This window comes from Bradyrhizobium sp. HKCCYLRH3099 (assembly GCF_051167855.1).
Lineage (GTDB): Bacteria > Pseudomonadota > Alphaproteobacteria > Rhizobiales > Xanthobacteraceae > Bradyrhizobium.
The window spans coordinates 40,551-59,999 of record NZ_JBNPTW010000030.1 but is presented as its reverse complement, the minus strand read 5'-3'; the positions used below and the strand labels follow the sequence as shown (position 1 = coordinate 59,999).

Genomic DNA, 19,449 nt, shown 5'->3' with positions numbered 1-19,449 from the left:
GCGTCTCGCGAGCGCGCTTATAAATCGCGCCGTAGCGAGCGAGACGCTCGGGTGGTCGGCCCGTTACCCCATCTACGGCAGCGTCGCTCTGCCATTGGTGATGGAAACCGCTGAGTAGGGTGGGCAAAGGCGCGCCATGATGTATCGGCTCGGCCTCGGTCCCTCTCGCGCCGTGCCCACCATCGCGCACCGCGCTCGGGGATGGGCGGTGGGCACGCTGCCGCCTTTGGCGGCGGCTTTGCCCACCCTACGGCATCTCAGTTAGTCCGCCGCCTTGGCCCGCAGCCGCTGCGCATAGACGTTGATCACCAGCGCCGCGAGCAGGATCAGGCCGCGGATCAGGATCTTCAAAAAGCTGTCGATGTTGACGTGGTCGAGGCCGTTGTTGAGCACGCCGAGCACGAACAGGCCGACGATGGTGTTGCCGATGCCGCCGCGGCCGCCGAACAGGCTGGTGCCGCCGACCACGACGGCGGCGATGGAGTCGAGCAGATAGGTGTCGAACTCGTTCTGCTGCGCGCTGCCGAAATGCGCCACGCCCAGCATGCCGCCGATGCCGGAGCAGACCGCCGAGATCACCATCACGCTGCCGAGGATCAGCTTGACGTTCAGGCCCGAGTACTCCGCCGCCTCGCGGTTGCCGCCGACCATATAGACGTAGCGGCCGAAGCGCGTGTAGGTGAGCACGAGGTGACCGAGCAGCAGCATCAGGGCGGCGACGATCACGATCCACGGGATGCCGGCGATGGAGCCTGAGCCGAGTGTCGTGATGATCGGCGGGACCTTGTAGGCGATCTGGCCGCGCACCAGCATCGCCGAGACGCCGGCCGCGATCTGCATCATCGCGAGCGTCATGATGAAGGAGGGGATGCCGATCACGGTCAGGCCGAAGGCGTTCACGGCGCCGAGCAGGGCGCACAACGCGAGCGCCAGCAGGATGGCGGCAAAGCCCGGCATCGGCACATTGGCGATGTTGACGTAGGAGTCCTGCAAGGTGAAGTAGGCGACCGCGATGCCGGTGACGTTGGCGATGGCGGCGATCGACAGGTCGATCTCGGCGCAAAGAATGACGAATGTCAGGCCGACGGCGATGATGCCGGTGATCGAGACCTGCGTCAGGATGTTGCCGACATTGTCCAGCGTGGCGAAGGACGGGCTGGCGATCGCGAAGAACGCCGTGAGGAAGATCAGCGTCAAAAACGGCGCGATGTTGCGCATCTGCGAGCGCAGCAGCGCGGCGACCCCGCCCGCGCGTCGCGGCTGCGCCTCGGGCATCGGAACGGTCTCGCCATGCGCCATGAAAGTCTCCCTACGCCGCCTCGAGCAGACGGTCTTTGCTGATTGTTTCGCCGGCGAATTCGCGCACGACCTCGCCGCGCTTGAGAACGATGACCCGGTCGGCCATCGACAGCACGGTCTCTGGCTCCGTCGACATCACAATCACGGCGATGCCCTGGTCGCGCAGCTTGCGCACGATGCCGATGACGTCGCTCTTGGCGCCGACATCCATGCCGCGCGTGGGTTCGCACAGCACCAGCAGCCGCGGCGGATGGCTGAGCCATTTCGCGAGTGCCACCTTCTGCTGGTTGCCGCCCGAGAGCAGGCCGAGGTCGATCTCGACATCGGCCGGGCGGATCTGCAACTGCTCGACCTGCTTCTGGGCCAGTTCGCGTTCGCGCGAGGGCTTCAGCAGCACCGCATTGATGCGGTCGAGGATGCTGATCGACACGTTCTTGTAGACAGGCTCCTGCAGGAACAGCATGTCGCGCCGGCTCTCCGGCACGAAGGCGATGCCGGCGCGGCAAGCATCCGCCGTGCTCTTGAAACGATTGGGCTCACCTGAAACGCGCAACTCGCCGGCATCGGGCGCGAGCTTGCCGAACAGGATCCGGGCCAGCTCGAGCTGGCCGCACCCCATGAAGCCATAGATGCCGAGCACCTCGCCGGCGCGGACCGAGAACGACACGCGCTTGAGATTGCGGGCCAGCGACAGCCCTTCGGCTTCCACGACCACCGGCTTGTCGGCCGGCGGCGCGGGCAGGGTGATGTCATGGGTGTAGCTGTCCTCGAGTGCATCGCGGCCCTTGCCGATCATGGCCTCGATCAGCGCCGCCTTGCTGGTGTCGGCGGACCTGGTCTCCATGATCTTGCGGCCGTTGCGGAACACGGTCACCTCGTCGGAGATCAGCAGGATGTCCTCGATGAAGTGCGAGATGAAGATGATGCCCGTGCCTTGCGCGCGCAGCCGGTTCAAGGCCGCGAACAGTCGCTCGACCTCGGGAGGCGACAGTGCGGAGGTCGGCTCGTCCAGGATGATGATGCGCGCGCCTGAGAACAGCACGCGCGCGATCTCGATCAGCTGTTGAACGCCGATCGGGAGATCGCCGAGCCGGCTCATCGGGTCGGCGTCGATGCCGAGCTTCTTGAGCTGCTCGGCCGCCTCGCGCGCCATGCGTCGCCACTGCACGATGCCGAGCGCATTGGTCGGCTGATTGCCGAGAAACACGTTCTCGGCCACGGTGAGATCAGGCGCGACGCTGAGCTCCTGATGCACCATGGCGATGCCGGCCGCGCGCGCGTCGCGGACGGAATTGAAATGGACCTCGCGACCGTCGAGCAGGAAGCGGCCGGAGAAACCGGTATGCACGCCGGCGATGATCTTCATCAGCGTGCTCTTGCCGGCGCCGTTCTCCCCGACGAGACCATGGATCTCGCCGGGTCGAAGGGTGAAGTCGACGCCGCGCAACGCGGTGACGCCGCCGAACGACTTGGTGATGTCCTGCAACTGCAGAAGTGGTGGGCGGCTGTCCAGCATGGGAAGAGACTTCAGATCAGGAAGTGATCCTCCATCCATTGCATGCCCGGCGCATTGGCCTTGGTCACGACCGGGCCGTCGGTGATCACATGTTTCGGAATGCCCTGGCCACTCTTCTCGCCCGCGGTCACCGCCGCGACGCCGGCCACGATCGCGCCGCCATGGATGCGGCAGGACGGATTGCGGACGGTTGCGAACATGCGGCCGTCGCTGACGGCCTGGATCGCGGGCGGCATGGCGTCGACGCCGCCGATCAGGATGTTGGTGCGGTTGCGCGCCTTCATGATGTTGTAGGCGGCGAGCGCCATGTCGTCATTGTGGAAGAAGGCCGCGTCGATCTGCGGATACTTCGTGAGATAGGTCTCCCACAGGCGCGCCGCTTTCGACACGTCCCAGTCGGCCGGCTGAGTGTCGAGCACCTCGATGTTCGGGAACTGCTTGATCACCGAGTTGAAGCCCTTGGCGCGGCCCTGCGAACCGGTGTGGCCGAGCGCGCCCTGGGTCATGATGATCTTGCCCTTGCCGCCCATCGCATTCGCGAGCGCCTGGGTGACGGATGCGCCCATGAACTCGTTGTCGGGTGCGAGGAAGGAGTGGACGTTGATCTGATCGAGCGGCGCGATCAGCGTGTCCATGTCGATGACGGGGATGCCGGCGTCGATCATCTTCTGCACCGGCTGCGTCAGCGTGCCGATGCCGAACGCCTGGATGGCGACGAAGTCCCACTTCTGCGAGGCCATGTTGTCGATCGCGGCGCGCTGCTTCACCGCATCGAGCTGGCCGTCGAACCAGGTCACCTCGACGTTGAGCAGCTTGCCCCACCATTCGGCGGCCTGCTTGCCTTGCGCGCACCACGTCGCCTGCAGACCTGCATTGGAGAACGCCGCCTTCAGCGGCTTCTCGGAGCGGCCCATCTCGGCGGCGAGCGCCGGGTTGATGCCGAAGCCGGCGAGCAATGCCGCCGCAGAGCCCGCGGCGGTCGCCGCCTGGAGAATATCGCGCCTGTTCTTGAATGACTTTTTGGACGTTTCGTCAGTGCCGGACATGCCGTGCTCCCTGTCCCATTGTTGTCTGGCGTCGTCATTGATCGCGCCGCCAAGAGCTGCACTGTTTCACAACCCCAGAGAACACGCTACAGCCGGATGTTGTGCGCTGCATCCAACTGATGTCGCGGCGCACGCGTTGTCAGAAAACGGTGATGCGTCCATGCTACGCGGCGCATGACATCGTCTTGCGCCATGCATTTGTTGGAGACGCGGTTTTGGCAACGACGCGCATTGCTGTGATCGGCGACATCCATCACGGACAGGACACACCAACGAAGCGCGGCGCGATGGCGCTGCCGCTGCTGGAGCGATTTGTCGCACAGGTCAACGACGCGCGCGTCGATGCGGTGATCGATCTCGGCGACCGAATCTCGGATGAGGATCCCGAACGAGACCGCCTGCTCCAGAGCGACGTCGCGATGGGCTTCGCGAGCCTTGCGGTGGCACACCATCACCTCAGCGGCAATCATGATGTCGCATGTCTCACGCTTGCCGACAATGAAGCGATTTTCGATCTCCCCAGCGGGTCGCGTTCACTCCCCATCGGCGACATCCGATGCGTGTTCTGGCAGCCCGATGTCCGTCTCACCCGCGCGCGCGGGCTGCATCTGTCCGACGGCGATCTCGACGGCCTCGAGGCCTTGCTCGGCGAGGATGAGCGGCCGACCTTGCTCGTGAGCCACGTGCCGCTGTCGGGGCACGCGCAGACCGGCAACTATTACTTCGAGGCCAATCCCGGGCATGCGACCTATGCCGACGTCGGCGAGATCCGGAAGGTCATCGCCGGCGCGCCCTGTCCGATCGTCGCGCTCGCCGGTCATGTACACTGGAATACGCTGACCACGGTCGACGGCACGCCGCACATCACGCTTCAATCATTGACCGAGACCTTCATCTCCGGCGAGCCGGCCGAGTCGTTCGGCGTGCTGGAGGTCGAGGCCGATGAACTGCGCTGGGTGGTGCGGGGCAGAGAGCCGGTGTCTCTCATGCTGCCATGGCGGAGAACCAAATCGCACTGGCGCGCGCCCTTGCCGTCATTCGCGACGAGCTGACGCAGAGCCGCGGCGGACCACGTTCAGGCAGCGTTCATGAGGAGAGGCATAGTCTCTGGACAGATGATCTGCCGGCTCAAAAAAATAGAGCAGGGCAGCGGGCCCTGCTCGGAAATTGTGTCGACCCTTTGATATCCCGCAAGTTCAGATTTGATCTTGTTAAGCGGGGTGACGCTGCTTTTTGCGCGCCAGGGCTCCTCCCGAGACTTGGACCACCAGACTTCCGCAAGCGTTAGCCTGAGGCCCGAATTCGTAGACGATCTTTTTGCGTTTGTCATCCTTTTCGGCAACGATTGTTCAAATTTCGCGCATTCCATGAAATGATCGATAAGTGCCTGCAATTGGCGGGTTTTATTTTCGTTTTTTCCCTCACTAGGTGCTAAAATACCTCGTAATCTGGCGGCCCGAAAGCGGACGCGGCGTTGTTCTTAATCAACGACCGCCGTCCGAATGTCCCGGACTGTGCCCATCCTGTCCTCGACTCGGGGGCAGGGCTGGGGCACAAGATCCCGGTTCAATTGGCGGGCATCCATGCGGCAGCGGCTGCAAGCGTTTTTTCCGATCGTGCTGATCGCACTGATGGTGCAGATCCTGGCGCCGATCGGGTTTGCCTGGGCCACGGCCGCGAACGCATCCGATCCGCTGCGCGGTGTCGAGATCTGCCACAGCCGAGCGGGTTCCCAGCCGGCCGACAATGAACCCTCCGGCAAGCTTGGCCATTCGGCGTGTGCGCTCTGCTGCACGGTGCAGCCGGTCGTGTTCGAGGGGCCGGCGCCCATCCGCGCCGATCTTCCCCAGCGTGAAGCGCGGGTCGTCGTGTGGCGGTCAATGGCTGCGGATATCCGGGCCGCCCTGGCGTCGTCCTCTGCGCGCGCAAGAGCGCCTCCTGCGGCATGACGGCCTGGCCGCTCCGCGGCCGAAGAGATTCCTCTCCACTCCGAATCGCAAAGACGCTGTCTCTCTGTTCGTCCGGCCCCGGTCCGTACGGATATGGGTCCATGTGTCGTACCAGCGTATTTGCGGCAACTTTCATCGAAGGATCACCGTCATGACTCTGCTTGGACGTTCCCTGTTTGCATTTGCTCTTCTCCTGATCGGCTCGCCCGCCAGCTTCGCCGCGGACATCAAGGCCGGTGACCTCGTCATCAGCCAGCCCTGGAGCCGGGCCACGCCGGGCGGGGCCAAGACCGGCGCGGGCTATCTGACGATCGCAAACAAGGGCACGGCGCCGGATCGCCTCGTCGCCGTGTCCGGCGAGGTCGCCGGCCGCATCGAGGTACACGAAATGGCCGTGAACAACGGCGTCATGACGATGCGTCCGCTCGAGAACGGGCTCACGATCGAGCCGGGCAAGACCGTGGCCCTGGCGCCGGGCGGCTATCATCTGATGCTGATGGATCTCAAGAGCCCGCTGAAGCAGGGCGACAAGCTGCCGGTGACGCTGGAGTTCGAGAAGGCCGGGAAGGTGGCGGTGACGATCGAGGTTCAGGCGGTCGGCGCGAAGGGGCCGGGCGGCGAGGGCGGCGGCAGCATGATGAAGCAGCACGATCATTCCGGGATGAAGATGTAGCGTCCTGGACCAGGGGCTTTTCATGGACCGACGGGTCTTCAACCAGGCGCTGCTGGCGGGATCGCTCAGCGGCCTGCTGCTGCCCGGCGCACATGCCGAACCGGGACAGCGATTGCCCGGCAGGCCGGTCATCGGCCTGCTGGTCTATCCGGGCATGATCCTGCTCGATCTCACCGGTCCTCTGACCGTCTTCAACATCATGCAGGCCGACATCAGGCTGATCGGCGCATCCATGGCGCCGGTCGCGACCGACGTCGGGATCGCCGTCAGCCCGAGTCACAGCTTCGAGACCGCGACAGCCGATCTCGACGTTCTGTTCGTGCCGGGCGGGCTGAAGGGCACCGTCGACGGCATGAACGATCCGCGGACCGTCGACTTCGTCGCGAAGCGCGGCGAGACCGCGCGCTTTGTCACCAGCGTCTGCACGGGGGCGCTGCTTCTGGGCGCGGCTGGCCTGCTCAAAGGCTACAAGGCAACCTCGCATTGGTACGTCCGCGACCTGCTGCCCTTGATGGGCGCAACCATGGTGGCCGACCGCGTCGTGTCGGATCGCAACCGCATCACGGCGGGCGGCGTCACCGCGGGCATCGATTTCGGGCTCGCGCTGGCTGCGCAACTCACCAGCGAGGAGAACGCCAAGCGCATTCAGCTTCTGATCGAATATGATCCGCAGCCGCCGTTTGCGGCCGGATCACCCGAGCGAGCCGGTGTGGAGGCGGCCAATGCCGTGCTGACGCAGCGCGGCCCGCTGATCCGGCAGGCCGAGCAGGCGGCGCGCGCGGCCGGATCGAGGCTCGGCGTCCGATGAGTCCAGGTCGCGCGATCCCTTCTTATCCTCGCACGCGCAATGGCCGTGACAATTGCGGTGCGCGGCGTGGCTGGATCGCGCGCCTGCTGCCAATCGCCTTGCTGGCGCTGATCATTCAAGTGCTGGCGCCGGTGGCAGCTTCGACCATCGCGGCTGCCGCGGCCTCAACCCTCGATCCGTTCGACGGCGCCGCGATCTGCCATGCCGAAGTGGACGCCGCCCCGTCCAATCGCGAGACCGACCGCACGGCCTGCGGCCTCGATTGCGTCATGTGCTGCGTGCTCCACGCCGCCGTCGCCCTCGATCTGCCGCCTGTTGCCGCCAACACGGCCCCGCTGCGCGGATGGGCGCGGATCGCCTGGATTGGGCGCGAACTCACCCTCATCCATCTTCCCTCTCGCTCACAAACGCAGCCGCGCGGACCTCCCGTCCTCTCCTGACCAAGCAAATCATCACCGTCGCGACAAGCGCTTGCGCCGGTCTGCAAACTGATCAGGAAGACCGGCCGTCGAGCCGGCATTGGGGAAGTCTCACATGTTTCGTCGTCATGCCCTCGGTGGCGTGAGCGTGGTCGCCTTGCAGCTCGTGCTGTTGCCGCCGGCCACCGTCGCGTCCGCCCAGTCCGTGAGGGAATTGCCATCCGTCACCGTCGATGCCCCGCGTCCTGCGGCGCCTCGCGCCGCGCGCAAGCCGGCGGCGCAGCCCATTTCGGTCAGCGCCCGCGCGCCGAAGCCGGTGGCGTCGGCCGCCAACATCTCCGGCCAGGGGCAGGCCGCGTCGGGCCGGCTCGCCGGAGCAAGCGCCGCCCGTGACCAGCTCAGCCAGTCGCCGTCCGGCCAGACGGCAACCACCATCGACCGCAGCCGCTTCGACGACCGGCCTGCCTTCTCGGTCGGCGACATCCTGCGCGAAAGCCCCGGCGTGTCGGTCAAGCAGGGCAACGGCCCGCGCGATCTCGGCATCTCCATCCGCGGCTCCAATGCGCGCAACGGCTTCGGCATCCGCAACATCGTGCTGTTCGAGGACGGCTTCCCGGTCACCCAGCCGGACGGCCTGTCGCGCAGCGATCTGATCGATCCGCACGCCTATGGCGCGGTCGACGTCATCAGAGGACCGTCCTCGGCGCTGTACGGCAACTACGCGACCGGCGGCGCGATCAATTTCCGCACCCGCCCCGGCGGCAGCATCGACGGCGCGGAGATCGGTAGCGAGGGCGGCAGCTTCGGCTATCTCAGCAACTATCTCGCCTTCGGCAAAAAGGTCGGCAATTTCGAGGGATCGCTGTTCACCAGCGATGTCCGCGGCGACGGCTATCTCGGCAACAGCTGGTTCAACACCCAGACGGTCAATTTCCTGGGCACGGTGAAGGTGACGCCGGACGATCGGTTCACGGTGAAGATCATCAACAACGATCTCACGACGCGGCTGCCGGTCCGATACACGCTGAGCAATTACTATCTCAATCCATATCAGCAGGGCTGCACCAACGGGAAGTCGTTTGCCGCCGGCTGCCAGACCGTCGGCCTCAACAAAAACGGATTCAATACGCTGGGTGGCGTCGACACGGAAACCGCGCTGCAGGCCGGCCTCGGCCGCAACGACCGCCGCACCATCGTCGGCGGTCGCTGGGAGCATGACTTCGACAATAATACGACATGGCGCAACCAATTCGTGTTCGACGATCGCAACATCAGCCAGCCCACGGGATCCACTAGCGCGATCGGCGACTATCCCTCCTATAACTACATGAGCGACATCACCAGGCGCGGTGAGATCTTCGGCCTGGAATCGACCGCCTTCTTCGGTGCCTTCTACAATACGCTCACGGCGTCGGGGGATACGCGCTTCGTGGTGCCCGGCGGCAACGCGGCGCTCGGACGTCTTTCGGGCAACACGTGGAGCGAAACCACCAATTATGGCTTCCGGGCGCGCGAAGAGCTCAAGCTGACGGCTGCCCTGACTGCGGTGGCCGGACTCGGCTGGGAGCGCACGCATCTGCGCGGGGTGAACACGGCGTATAGCTACAACGCGACGGGCATTGCGACGACATCAATCACCACCGCGGACCGCCAGTTCGACAATCTCGCTCCAGAGCTGGCGCTGCTCTACAAGGTGAACAGCGACTGGCTGCTGCGCGCGCGCGTCGCGACCGGCTATGGGACGCCGCAGGCGTCGAACCTGTTCGTTCTGCCGACCGGCGCCTTCGGCAACAACACCCAGCTGAAATCGCAGACCAATCTCGGCTACGATGTCGGCTTCGACTGGACGCCGAACCGGACGGTGACAGTCAGTGCGACCGGCTTCTACGAGTTCTTCCGCAACGAGATCGTCACCCAGGCCGTTACGGGTCCGCTCAACTCGTCCTACACGTTCAACGCGCCGCGTTCGGAGCATCGCGGCGTCGAGCTGGCGGCGGACTGGAGATTTCTGCCGGGCTGGCGGTTCACAGCCGCCTACACCTACCTCGATCAAGTCTACACCGACTACACGGAGAACCTCGCCAGCGGATCGACGCTTTTCAGCTTCAACCGCGCCGGCAACAAGATCCCTGGCATCTCGCCGAACGAGCTGACGGCGCGGCTGGGCTACGATCACGACAGCGGCAGACTGGCCGGGCTCGGTGGTTTCGTCGAGGTCCAATGGAAGGACTCTTTCTATATGGACAACGGCAACCTGCAGAAGGCGCCCGGCTACGAGCTCGTCAACCTGAACGTTCACTACAAGACGGAGCTGGCTTCGGAGACGTTCAAGTCGCTGAACGTCTTCTTCGAAGTCCGTAACGTGTTCGACCGCACCTACATCGCTTCAGCAAACAACCTGCAGAATGCGATGAAATCCGGCGTACAGGACGTGGCGACCACCGGGACGATCTACGCCGGCTCGCCCCGCGCGTTCCTGGCCGGCATGAAGGTGGCATTCCGATGAGGACCAGCATGACAGCAACGGTACGGCTCAAGAGTGCTCTGCTCGGAGTAGCGATAGGTCTGCTTTGCGCGCCGATCGCCCAAGCCCAGATGGCGCATCAGCACGGCTCGGACGCGGCCTGCGAAGGCACCGAGCTTCGTTGCGCCACCAAGGTCACGCCGTACTTCGCCGCTGACGGCAAGCTCTGGCTGGCCTGGATGGCCGGTGGGCGGGTGTCGGTCGCAAGCTCGAGTGATGAGGGCCGCACGCTGTCCGCGGCGGTGCCGGTCAACGACCAGCCGCTCAATCTCGACTGGGGACCGGATGCCCGCCCGAAGCTGGTGGTCGACGGCAAGGGCGGGATCGCGGTGGCGTTCTCGATCTTCCGCGACCAGGCGTTCAACGGCCAGGTGCTCACCACGCGCTCTGACGATGGCGGCCAGAGCTTCGCGGCCGTCCGTCCGGTCACGGCGAGCAATGAAAGCCAGCGTTTCGAGGCGCTGGCGCTCGACCAGGATGGGACCGTCTTCGTGGCCTGGCTCGACAAGCGCAACCGCGTGCCGGCGAAGGCTGCGGGGCGTGCTTACGAAGGGGCCGCGTTGTTCTTCGCCTCGTCGCGCGATGGCGGCGCCACCTATGCCGAGGCGACGATGGCCCAGGACAACACCTGCGAATGCTGCCGGCTGGGCCTCGCGTTCGCGGGGCCCGGACGTCCGGTCGTGATCTTCCGCAACATCTTCGAGGGCAGCGTCCGCGATCATGCGGTGGTGACCTTCAAGGACCTCGCCACGCCCGGCGACGTCTATCGGGTCAGTACCGACGATTGGCAGATCAAGGCCTGCCCGCATCAGGGGCCGACCCTGACGGTCGCGCCCAGCGGCGCCTACCATGTCGCCTGGTTCACCAGCGGCAAGGTCCGCAAGGGCCTGTTCTATGCGCATTCGCGCGACGGCGGCCGGACCTTCTCCGAGCCGATGCCGATCGGCCGCCCCGACCGCAACCCCACGCGGCCCTATCTGCTTGCGACTTCAGAGATGACAACTTTGGTGTGGAAGGAGTTCGACGGCGAGCGGACCACGGTCATGGTGATGCAGTCGCACGACGATGGCGAAACCTGGTCGAAGCCGCGCGCCCTCGCCAGCACCGACAATGCGTCGGACCATCCGCTGCTTGTGTCGAAAGGCGGCAAGGTGTTTCTGTCCTGGATGACCAAGGCGGATGGCTATCGGCTGCAGGCGATCGGAGACGAGTCATGAAGCGCGCCATGTTGGGCTTGGCCATTGCGGGACTTCTCGCCCTGACCGCGTCGAGCACCGCGGCGCCGCCGTCGCTCAAGCCGTTCGAGCGCGGCTCCTGGCGCGAGGTGCTGCGGTCCCATGCGGGACGGCCGACCTTGATCCATTTCTGGGGCGTGACCTGCGGCCCCTGCAAGATCGAGCTGCCGCAACTCGGCAAGTTCATGGCGGATCATCCTGAGATCGACGTCGTCACCGTGAGCGCCGACCTCGTGCCGAATCTTGATGCCGCGACCCAGGCCATGCTGGACAAGGCGGGTCTTGCCGGAGCCGAGAACTTCATCTTCAACGACGGCTATGCCGAGCGTCTCAGGTTCGAGATCGATCCGTCCTGGCAGGGCGAGATTCCCCGCACCATTCTGGTCTCCCGCGACGGCGCGATGTCGACGATCGAAGGCAGCGCCGAGATCAGTGATCTCGACAAATGGTGGTCGGAGCAGGGACGCCCGCGATAGGGTGGCGCCGCGTGGCGGCTCGGGCTGGCCGCGCGGGCGCGGCCGGTTCGCAACGAGGCGCCTGTGCTGGTTCATCCTCCACGTGAGCGAGGGCAGTAAAATGATCGGGAATACGGAGGCTTAGCCGCCTTTTTTCAATCCCAGTCTTGTGTTTTGCCGCCTGATCCGGTTTGACTGCGCCAGCCCGAACCGAATCTCGAAGGCCTCGCCCCATGCGTTTGTCGCGGTTTTTCCTGCCAATCTTGAAAGAAAATCCGAAGGAAGCCGAGATCGTCTCGCACCGGCTGATGCTGCGCGCCGGCATGCTGCGGCAGGAGGCCGCCGGCATCTACGCCTGGCTGCCGCTGGGCTTCAAGGTGCTGAAGAAGATCGAGCAGATCGTGCGCGAGGAGCAGAACCGGGCCGGCGCGCTCGAGTTGCTGATGCCGACCCTCCAGCTCGCCGATCTCTGGCGCGAGAGCGGCCGCTACGACGCCTATGGTCCGGAGATGCTGCGTATCAGCGACCGCCACAAGCGCGAGCTGCTGTACGGGCCGACCAACGAGGAAATGATCACGGAAATCTTCCGTGCCTATGTGAAGTCCTACCGTAACCTGCCGCTCAACCTCTATCATATTCAATGGAAATTCCGCGACGAGCAGCGTCCGCGCTTCGGCGTGATGCGTGGCCGCGAATTCCTGATGAAGGACGCCTATTCGTTCGACCTCGACGAGGCCGGCGCGCGGCGCGCCTACAACAAGATGTTCGTCGCTTATCTGCGCACATTCGCGCGGATGGGCCTGAAGGGCATCCCGATGCGCGCCGAGACCGGCCCGATCGGCGGCGATCTCAGCCACGAGTTTATCGTGCTGGCGGAGACCGGCGAGTCCGGCGTCTATTGCGATCGCAACGTTCTCGATCTTCCGATCCCGCCGGCCTCGGTCGATTACGACGGCGACCTCACGCCGATCATCAAGGAATGGACCTCGCTCTACGCGGCGACCGAGGACGTGCATGATCACGCCCGCTTCGAGAGCGAGGTGCCGGAAGAGCGCCGCGTTCACACCCGCGGCATCGAGGTTGGCCAGATCTTCTACTTCGGCACCAAATATTCCGAGCCGATGAAGGCCCTGGTTGCCGGTCCCGATGGCGCCGAGGTCACCATTCATGGCGGTTCCTATGGCGTCGGCGTGTCGCGTCTGGCTGGCGCGATCATCGAGGCCTGCCATGACGATGCCGGCATCAAATGGCCGGAAGAGGTTGCGCCGTTCCGCGCGGTCATCCTGAACCTGAAGCAGGGTGGCTCCGACACCGATGCGGCCTGCGAGCAGCTCTATCGCGATCTCCTCGCCAAGGGCGTGGACGTGCTCTACGACGACACGGAGCAGCGCGCCGGCGGCAAATTCGCCACCGCCGATCTCATCGGCATCCCCTGGCAGATCATGGTCGGACCCAAGAGCCTCGCCGAGGGCAAGGTCGAGGTGAAGACCCGCAGCGACGGCGCGCGCCAGATGATGTCGCCCGCCGACGTCGTGGCGCGTCTCGGCGGCGGAACTCAGCCGGCCTGAGGCGGGCGTTCGATCATCGGATTATCCACCGGGGGTAGCCCCTTCCTTCCGGCCAATCCGGCCACAATCGGCCCGAATCATGGGATGATCGCGCAATGGATAACGCCATGACCGAACCCGTGCAGACCGCGCCCTTCGCCCCCTTCGAGTGGATGCTGTCGGGACGCTATCTGCGTGCGCGGCGCCGGGAAGGGTTCATTTCGGTGATCGCGGGGTTCTCGTTCCTCGGCATCATGCTCGGCGTCGCGACGCTGATCATCGTGATGGCGGTCATGAACGGCTTCCGAAAGGAGCTGCTCGACAAGATCCTCGGCCTCAATGGCCATCTGCTGGTGCAACCGCTGGAATCGCCGCTGACGGACTGGAAGGACGTCTCCGAGCGCATCGCGCAGGTGCAGGGGATCCGGCTTGCCGCGCCGGTCGTCGACGGCCAGGGCCTCGGCTCCTCCCCGTTCAACGCCTCCGGCGTGTTCATCCGCGGCATCCGCTCGCAGGACCTAACGAACCTGACGTCGATCGCCAAAAACATCAAGCAGGGCTCCTTGGAAGGGTTTGACGAGGGGCAGGGGGTGGCGATCGGCCGGCGTCTCGCCGACCAGCTCTCGCTGCATGCCGGTGACAGCATCACGCTGGTCGCCCCGAAAGGCGCGGTGACGCCGATGGGCACCACGCCGCGGATCAAGCCCTACAAGGTCGCGGCCGTGTTCGAGATCGGTATGTCCGAATACGATTCGAGTTTCGTGTTCATGCCGCTGGCCGAAGCGCAGGCCTATTTCAACCGCAACAACGACGTCACAGCGATCGAGATCTTCACCAGCAATCCCGACAAGGTCGAGCAGTTCCGAAAGACGGTGACCGAGGCGGCCGGGCGTCCGATCTTCCTGGTCGACTGGCGCCAGCGCAACTCGACCTTCTTCAACGCGCTCCAGGTCGAGCGCAATGTGATGTTCCTGATCCTTACCTTGATCGTGCTGGTTGCCGCTCTCAACATCATCTCCGGGCTGATCATGCTGGTGAAGGACAAGGGCCAGGATATCGCGGTCCTCCGGACCATGGGCGCCTCGCAGGGCGCGATCATGCGCATATTCCTGATCACGGGCGCCGCGATCGGCGTGGTCGGCACGCTCACCGGGTTCGTCGTCGGATTGCTGATCTCCGCCAACATCGAGTCGATCAGGCAGTTCCTGTCCTGGCTCACGAGCACCGATCTTTTTCCTCAGGAACTCTATTTCCTTTCAAAGCTGCCGGCCGAGATCGATGCGGGTGAGACCGCGGCTGTTCTCATCATGGCCCTGACCCTGTCCTTTCTGGCGACGCTCTACCCAAGCTGGCGCGCGGCCCGATTAGACCCGGTCGAAGCGCTGCGCTACGAGTGAGGCGCTGATGGACGAGCAGGGGGCGGAGGATGTACCGGTCGTTTATCTCCATGAGATCAAACGACGGTACATGCAGGGCGAGCAGCAGCTGACCATTCTGGACGGCGCAAAGCTCGCCTTATGGGCGGGACAGTCGGTGGCGCTGGTGGCGCCGTCGGGTTCGGGTAAGTCGACATTGCTGCACATCGCGGGTCTCCTCGAGAGCCCGGACGAAGGCGAGGTCTATGTCGGCGGCGTGCCGACCTCACAACTGATCGACATCGAGCGCACCCAAATGCGCCGCACGGATATCGGCTTCGTCTATCAGTCGCATCGCCTGCTGCCGGAATTCACGGCACTGGAGAACGTGATGCTGCCGCAGATGATCCGCGGCCTGAAGCGTTCGGAGACGGTGAAGCGCGCCACCGAGATTTTGGCCTATCTTGGGCTCGGCGAGCGCATCAAGCATCGTCCAGCCGAGCTGTCGGGTGGCGAGCAGCAGCGCGTGGCGATCGCGCGCGCCGTCGCCAATGCGCCGCGTGCGCTGCTGGCGGACGAGCCGACCGGCAATCTTGATCCCGAGACCGCCGATCATGTCTTTCACGCGCTGATGCAGCTCGTGAAGGCGACGCGGGTCGCGATGCTGATCGCGACCCACAACATGGAGCTGGCCGGCCGCATGGACCGGCGCGTCTCCATCGTCGGCGGTAAGGTCGTCGAGCTCGATTGAGACTCGTCGCCGTCAGGGCGTGATCACCGTCATCTTGAACGGCTGGCTGTGCTTGGCGGCATGGGCGACCGCCTCGTTGGCGTGATCGAGAGCGAAGCAGGTCGGCTCGAATTGCGCGAGGTCGAGCAGGCCCGATCTGATCAGCCCCACCATCTTCACGGTTGCGCTCGGCGGGTACATCCAGACGCCGTGGATCGTGACGCAGTTGCGCATGATCCAGGGATAGGGCAGGTCGAGACCGGGACCGCCGAGCATCCCGACGCCGCCCATCAATGCGACGCGTCCATACGGCCGCACGGTCATGATGGCAGATCGCACGACGTCGGTCGTGACCGACGGCGGCATGATGTCGAGCACGCAGTCGATCGGGAACGGTGCGGCGCGCGTCATGCGGACGGTGTCCTCGTTCGCGTCGCCCGTGAGCTTCACCGGATGGACGCGCGGGCCGAACCGGCGCCGTAACTCCGCGAGCATCGCCTCGTTGCGGCCGGGCGTCACCACGGCAGCTGCGCCCATGGCGAGCGCCACCGCAACCGCGGCGCTGCCGAACCGTCCGGTGGCGCCGCTCACCAGCACGGTCTCGCCGGGCTGCAGATAGGCCGCGAGGAAGCCGCCATAGGGCACCAGCAGCGTGCCGAGCGCGCACCAGCGCGCGGCGTCGCCCGGGGCGATGCCGCCGATCGGCTTGGCGTTTTCCGTCGGGATGCGCATGCGCTCGGCGAACGAGCCGTGCCGGAAATGCTGCTGCAGCTTCAAGCCACCCGGTCCGCGCGCGCTCAGGCCCTGCAAGGTGATATCGGGCGCGACGGCGTCGTCGCGCGAGCGCACGGTCGGATCGCAGTAGACCCAGTCGCCGATCGCAAGATGCGTCGCGTCGGGACCAAGCGCGCGGACCCGCCCGATGCCGCCTGTTCCAGGGATGACGGGCAGCTCCAGCAGGTACTTCCGTTCGCCACTGAAAACTTCGTTCGCATAGGACAGCACGCTCGCTGCGGCGATGTCGACGATGACTTCGCCCGTGCCGAGCACGGGGTCTTCCACCTGCTCGATCGCGAGCGGTGATCCAAAACGGTTCAGCACGGCGGCTTTCATGATCGTCTCCATTGGCAGTGGCGGCGATGTACGGTGGCGCTCTATGCTGCGCGCGAGAAGGCCTGGTATTATCCTAGGATTGTCTGCACCCAGTGTGCACGACCGGCTCGCAGGAGAGACTACGATGACGGATCCGCGCCACGCCGAGCTCGGAAACTTCCTGCGCTCCCGGCGCGAGAAGCTCGCGCCCGAAGCGCTCGGGCTCGCGGCCGGACGACGGCGGCGCACGGCCGGGCTGCGCCGGGAGGAAGTGGCGGAGCTCGCCGGCATCGGGGTCGACTGGTACATCCGGCTCGAGCAGGGCCGCGCGGTGAAGCCGTCGTCGACGACCATCGATGCCCTGGCGCGCGCGCTGCGTCTCACCAAGGCGGAGCATGCCCATCTCAAGGCGCTGGTTCGGGAGACGGCGCGCAAGCCGTTCGTACGCGAGCAGGTGCCGGACAGATTGCGCGAGCTCGTGCAAAGCCTTAATCAGCCGGCCTACATCTCGGGACGGCGCTGGGACGTCCTGGCGTGGAATGACGCGGCAGACGAGATCTTCGGCTTCTCGCAACTTGCCGACGCCGACCGCAATACGTTGCTGCTGATGCTGTGCAGGCCTCGAGTCCGGCGGCTGTTCGGCGCGCAATGGAAGGAGCTGGCGCGCCGCATGGTCGCGCAGTTTCGCGCGACCTACGATCTCTGGGCCGGCGATCCGGCCTTCCTGGATCTGCTCGCGCGGCTGCGAGATGGCAGCCGTGACTTCGAGGAGTTGTGGGCGGCCCACGACATCAACGCGCTCGCGGCCGGCGAGAAGCTGCTCGATCATCCGAAGAAGGGCCGCGTGAAGCTGCGCTACGCGACCTTTCAAGCCAACGACGATCCCGCGCTGAAGCTCGCGATCTACTACACGTGAGCGTCGTCATTGGTGCGAATAGGCATCGGCCGCATATCGCGGGTTGAACCGCGGGCTCACCATACAATCGACCGCTTTGCGGTTGATGATGCCAAGCATTCGCAAACTCAGCCGTTCTGCCCAGAAGAGATCACGACTGAGACGCGTCGAGGGTTGTTCGGTGACGAGAGGGCTCTCGGTCACGATTTCGACGTCGCGTCGCATTGTGGCGAGCGGCGGACATCGGTCACGACTCCTCCATACATCTTATTAGTTGTTTGTTCATATAGCGGCCAAACCCTTTGAAAACAGGCATTTGCGCGCAATCCCATAATTGCCGGAAAGAACGGTTCTAATCTGACACATCGGTTGATACGGGCGAAGCGAGTGCGCTGGAGCATGAACGCTTCGTCACGCTGCGTGTTTTGAGCGGAACCAGAGGGCCTGGGGACTTTGGGACAGAAGCTACGGAGTTCGATGATGAAGACGCTTTTCGGCGCAACGGTGGGGCTCGGCGCGATCGCCGCGGCGACGTCTGCTTTCGCGGCTGACCTCCCGGTGAGGAAGGGGCCCTACACCAAGGCGCCGCCCGCCGTGGTCGCCACGGTCTACGATTGGAGTGGCTTCTACATCGGCGCCAACGCCGGTGGCGGCTCCAGCCGTGACTGCTGGAGCCTGGTGTCGGTCGGAGGCGTCGCGGTGAACCCGGCGGCGAACCGCGAAGGCTGCTCCGGCGGCGGCGGCGCCGCGGTCGGCGGCCAGGTCGGGTTCCGCTATCAGACGGCCAACTGGGTGTTCGGCGTCGAAGCGCAGGGCGACTGGGCGAACTTCAAGGGCACCAATCGCAACCTGATTCTGCCCAATGTCAGCGACCGTTCACGCACCAACGGCTTTGGCCTGTTCACCGGCCAGGTCGGCTACGCCTTCGACAACATCCTGGGCTACGTGAAGGGCGGTGCCGCCGTCGTCGGCGATCGCTATGACACCTTCACCACTGGCACCAACGTGATGCTCGACCGCGCCAACACGACGCGCTGGGGCGCCACCATCGGCGCCGGTCTCGAATACGGCTTCGCGCCGAACTGGTCCGTGGGCGTCGAATACGACCACATCTTCCTCGGCAACAAGAACCTGAACTTCGTCGCGGCCGCCGGGCAGCCGGCGATGACCCATCGCATCAAGCAGGATGTCGACATCGGCCTCGTGAGGCTGAACTACAAGTTCGGTCCCGGCTTCGGTATGATGCATTGAGGCAGGCGGGTCGCGACGGCTCGTCGAAGCCAAGGCTTCGACGAGCTTTCAAGCGCGAAACAGAGTCGCGAGACCGCGCTCAGTCCTCTTCGAACACGAACGGGTTGGGGAAGGGCGCGTAGGGATTCGGCGCTGGCGGACGCGGCTTGAGCCGCGGCCGGTTCGGATACGGATAGGGCGTGGCGCGCGGGTCGTTGCTGACGCCGGCGAAATAGGGATTGGCGATGCAGTTCAGCAGCCGTCCCGACGCCGTGGCCTGGCACTGCGCGTAGGTGTCGAACGTGCAGTTGCTCAGGCCGGGAAACTCGTCGCCTTGCAGACAGAATGCGTGCCTCACTCCGACGGCCTGCGCCGGAGCATGAGTTGCGACCACGAGGCCGGTCGCAGCCAAGGCCGCAAATAGAACGTCACGCATCGGCGATCTCCCCTTCATGATGACCGGAACACGCGCGCGAAATGGCGGAGCCAGGGCGCGGAAGCGGCGCCTTTTGTGTAACTGCTGGCGCCCCGAATGCAAGGCGGAAAGTTCCATCAACACACTGTGATTGCACATTAATTTCCAGACATGTCCCACGCGCTTTCGGACGCGAGCTGTGACCGTGACGCTACAGCAATTGTGGCTGAGATCGTTAAGAGGTGCGGCTGGCCTGGGGGC

General features: G+C 64.9%; 18 protein-coding genes. 13 read left to right on the top strand and 5 right to left on the bottom strand.

Translation table 11 applies throughout. The features are described 5' to 3' along the window. Positions 1 to 261: 261 nt before the first annotated feature. From ACQR1Y_RS34235 to ACQR1Y_RS34225, 3 genes are read right to left on the bottom strand one after another with little or no spacing between them, the layout of a single operon-like run. Positions 262 to 1,299, bottom strand: coding sequence for an ABC transporter permease (locus ACQR1Y_RS34235; protein ID WP_434879962.1), 1,038 nt, complete (start codon positions 1,297 to 1,299; stop codon positions 262 to 264). Between the two features lie 10 nt (positions 1,300 to 1,309). Then, positions 1,310 to 2,815: a sugar ABC transporter ATP-binding protein gene (locus ACQR1Y_RS34230; protein ID WP_434879963.1), complete on the bottom strand. Its 1,506-nt coding sequence runs from the start codon at positions 2,813 to 2,815 to the stop codon at positions 1,310 to 1,312. An 11-nt stretch (positions 2,816 to 2,826) separates the two neighbouring features. After that, positions 2,827 to 3,861 carry a sugar ABC transporter substrate-binding protein gene (locus ACQR1Y_RS34225; protein WP_434879964.1) on the bottom strand — a complete coding sequence of 345 codons (1,035 nt, stop codon included), beginning with the start codon at positions 3,859 to 3,861 and terminating at the stop codon, positions 2,827 to 2,829. 119 nt (positions 3,862 to 3,980) lie between these two features. Here ACQR1Y_RS34225 and ACQR1Y_RS34220 point away from each other — a divergent pair, with 119 nt between their 5' ends. The 11 genes from ACQR1Y_RS34220 to ACQR1Y_RS34170 all read left to right on the top strand — a co-directional run bounded on the left by ACQR1Y_RS34220 (position 3,981) and on the right by ACQR1Y_RS34170 (position 15,577). Then, on the top strand, positions 3,981 to 4,913 hold the full coding sequence (locus tag ACQR1Y_RS34220) for a metallophosphoesterase family protein (RefSeq protein ID WP_434894334.1): 933 nt from the start codon (positions 3,981 to 3,983) through the stop codon (positions 4,911 to 4,913). Positions 4,914 to 5,444: 531 nt separating this feature from the next. Further along, on the top strand, positions 5,445 to 5,810 hold the full coding sequence (locus ACQR1Y_RS34215; protein WP_434879965.1) for a DUF2946 family protein: 366 nt from the start codon (positions 5,445 to 5,447) through the stop codon (positions 5,808 to 5,810). A gap of 151 nt (positions 5,811 to 5,961) precedes the next feature. Beyond that, positions 5,962 to 6,483 (top strand): copper chaperone PCu(A)C, encoded by a 522-nt coding sequence (locus tag ACQR1Y_RS34210; protein WP_434879966.1) that lies wholly within the window; start codon positions 5,962 to 5,964, stop codon positions 6,481 to 6,483. Positions 6,484 to 6,505: 22 nt separating this feature from the next. Next, positions 6,506 to 7,291 carry a DJ-1/PfpI family protein gene (locus ACQR1Y_RS34205; protein WP_434879967.1) on the top strand — a complete coding sequence of 262 codons (786 nt, stop codon included), beginning with the start codon at positions 6,506 to 6,508 and terminating at the stop codon, positions 7,289 to 7,291. A gap of 98 nt (positions 7,292 to 7,389) precedes the next feature. Further along, positions 7,390 to 7,731 carry a DUF2946 family protein gene (locus ACQR1Y_RS34200; RefSeq protein ID WP_434879968.1) on the top strand — a complete coding sequence of 114 codons (342 nt, stop codon included), beginning with the start codon at positions 7,390 to 7,392 and terminating at the stop codon, positions 7,729 to 7,731. 94 nt (positions 7,732 to 7,825) lie between these two features. Beyond that, positions 7,826 to 10,216 carry a TonB-dependent receptor family protein gene (locus ACQR1Y_RS34195; protein ID WP_434879969.1) on the top strand — a complete coding sequence of 797 codons (2,391 nt, stop codon included), beginning with the start codon at positions 7,826 to 7,828 and terminating at the stop codon, positions 10,214 to 10,216. Positions 10,217 to 10,224: 8 nt separating this feature from the next. After that, positions 10,225 to 11,451: a sialidase family protein gene (locus ACQR1Y_RS34190; RefSeq protein WP_434879970.1), complete on the top strand. Its 1,227-nt coding sequence runs from the start codon at positions 10,225 to 10,227 to the stop codon at positions 11,449 to 11,451. Beyond that, a complete protein-coding gene (locus tag ACQR1Y_RS34185; protein WP_434879971.1) occupies positions 11,448 to 11,945 on the top strand; it encodes a TlpA family protein disulfide reductase in 498 nt (165 codons plus the stop codon). Before ACQR1Y_RS34190 ends, ACQR1Y_RS34185 begins: the two co-directional genes overlap by 4 nt. Before the next feature lie 212 nt (positions 11,946 to 12,157). After that, complete coding sequence (gene proS / locus ACQR1Y_RS34180; RefSeq protein ID WP_434859142.1) at positions 12,158 to 13,492, top strand: proline--tRNA ligase; 1,335 nt, start codon at positions 12,158 to 12,160, stop codon at positions 13,490 to 13,492. A gap of 95 nt (positions 13,493 to 13,587) precedes the next feature. Further along, positions 13,588 to 14,868 (top strand): lipoprotein-releasing ABC transporter permease subunit, encoded by a 1,281-nt coding sequence (locus ACQR1Y_RS34175; protein WP_434879972.1) that lies wholly within the window; start codon positions 13,588 to 13,590, stop codon positions 14,866 to 14,868. A 7-nt stretch (positions 14,869 to 14,875) separates the two neighbouring features. Further along, positions 14,876 to 15,577: an ABC transporter ATP-binding protein gene (locus ACQR1Y_RS34170; RefSeq protein WP_434879973.1), complete on the top strand. Its 702-nt coding sequence runs from the start codon at positions 14,876 to 14,878 to the stop codon at positions 15,575 to 15,577. 12 nt (positions 15,578 to 15,589) lie between these two features. Here ACQR1Y_RS34170 and ACQR1Y_RS34165 read toward each other — a convergent pair whose 3' ends face one another. Next, complete coding sequence (locus ACQR1Y_RS34165; RefSeq protein WP_434879974.1) at positions 15,590 to 16,669, bottom strand: alcohol dehydrogenase catalytic domain-containing protein; 1,080 nt, start codon at positions 16,667 to 16,669, stop codon at positions 15,590 to 15,592. A 124-nt stretch (positions 16,670 to 16,793) separates the two neighbouring features. Between ACQR1Y_RS34165 and ACQR1Y_RS34160 the strand changes: the two genes are divergently transcribed. Together ACQR1Y_RS34160 and ACQR1Y_RS34155 are read left to right on the top strand one after the other, a co-directional pair. Beyond that, the gene (locus ACQR1Y_RS34160; protein ID WP_434879975.1) at positions 16,794 to 17,564 is read left to right on the top strand and encodes a helix-turn-helix transcriptional regulator; all 771 of its coding nucleotides are present in this window, start codon (positions 16,794 to 16,796) and stop codon (positions 17,562 to 17,564) included. A 456-nt stretch (positions 17,565 to 18,020) separates the two neighbouring features. Next, a complete protein-coding gene (locus ACQR1Y_RS34155; RefSeq protein ID WP_434879976.1) occupies positions 18,021 to 18,794 on the top strand; it encodes an outer membrane protein in 774 nt (257 codons plus the stop codon). Positions 18,795 to 18,873: 79 nt separating this feature from the next. On the opposite strand, the gene ACQR1Y_RS34150 is transcribed toward ACQR1Y_RS34155, so the two are convergent. Further along, positions 18,874 to 19,209: a DUF3551 domain-containing protein gene (locus ACQR1Y_RS34150; RefSeq protein ID WP_434879977.1), complete on the bottom strand. Its 336-nt coding sequence runs from the start codon at positions 19,207 to 19,209 to the stop codon at positions 18,874 to 18,876. Positions 19,210 to 19,449 lie beyond the last annotated feature (240 nt).